The sequence below is a fragment of the uncultured Campylobacter sp. genome (assembly GCF_938045595.1).
In the GTDB taxonomy this organism is placed as follows: Bacteria; Campylobacterota; Campylobacteria; order Campylobacterales; family Campylobacteraceae; genus Campylobacter_B.
Genome location: NZ_CALIBB010000019.1, coordinates 1 through 1,363 on the forward strand (window position 1 = coordinate 1; position 1,363 = coordinate 1,363).

The following is a 1,363-nucleotide window of genomic DNA, read 5'->3' on the forward strand; positions in this document are numbered from 1 at the left end:
CGCTCGAGGTTAGCGAATACACGGGCTCGCCCGAGATGTTTGAGGGGCGGGTTAAGACCCTGCATCCAAAGATTCACGGCGGAATTTTGTATAAGCGAAACGACGCAAATCACGCAAGCCAAGCCGCACAGCACGGCATCGGCGGCATCGATCTCGTGTGCGTAAATTTATATCCTTTTAAAGCGACCGTAGCCCGCACCGACGATTTTTCCGAGATCATCGAAAACATCGACATCGGCGGCCCCGCGATGGTTCGAGGCGCGGCTAAGAATTTCGCAAGTGTCTATGTCGTCACGAGCCCGCTTGATTACGGCGCGGTTTTGCAAAATATAAGCGGCGCAGACGAGAGCGAGAAGCTGAAATTTAGGCAAAATTTGATGATTAAAGCTTACGAGCACACCGCAGCCTACGACGCGATGATCGCAAACTATATGAACGAGCGCTTTAACGGCGGCTTCGGCGCGAAAAAATTTATTACTGGCAGCAAGGTTTTTGATACTCGCTACGGCGAAAATCCGCACCAAAAGGGCGCGCTGTACGAGTTCGAGGACTTTTTTAGCAAGCACTTTAAGAGCCTAAAGGGCGAGGCGAGCTTTAACAATATGACCGATATGCACGGCGCGCTGATGCTCGCTAGCAGCTTCGGGGAGGCGCCTGCGGTAGCGATCTGCAAGCACGCCAATCCATGCGGCTTCGCCGTAAAGGGGAGCCTGCTTGAAAGCTACGTAGAGGCGCTAAAATGCGACCCAGTCTCGGCATACGGCGGCGTCGTGGCGATAAACGGCGTTTTGGACGAGGAGATAGCGAATAAAATTAATGAAATTTTTGTTGAGGTTATCCTTGCCGCCCGCGTCACGCCCGCGGCGCTTGCGGTATTTGAAAAGAAAAAGCGTATTAAAATTTTCGAGCAGGGCGGGGAGTTTTTAATTCGCGAAAACGACAAGTATGATTTTAAATTTATTGACGGCGGCTTCGTATATCAGCAGCGCGACTACGTGGGCGCGGACGAGGTCGCAAACGCCCGCTGCGTCACGGGGCGCGCGGCGAGCGAGAGCGAACTGGATGACCTAAAAATCGCGTGGCAGATCGCCGCACTTACGAAGAGTAACTGCGTAGTTTACGTCAAAGCTCGCGCGATGGTCGCGATCGGCATGGGTATGACGAGCCGCGTGGACGCCGCGCGTGCGGCAGTGGCAAAGGCTCGCGACGTGGGCGTCGATCTGCGCGGCTGCGCGCTTGCCAGCGAGGCGTTTTTTCCGTTTAAAGACAGCATCGAGATCGCCCATGCTGCGGGCGTCGCGGCGGTGGTGCAGCCCGGCGGCAGCATCCGCGACGATGAGGTGATCGCAAGCGCCGACGAGTT

1 protein-coding gene is annotated in these 1,363 nt (G+C 55.5%); it reads left to right on the plus strand.

What is annotated here, in order from left to right:
* Positions 1 to 1,363: bifunctional phosphoribosylaminoimidazolecarboxamide formyltransferase/IMP cyclohydrolase (purH, locus tag Q0340_RS00610; RefSeq protein WP_298081737.1), on the plus strand; the 1,363-nt coding region annotated here is incomplete at both ends.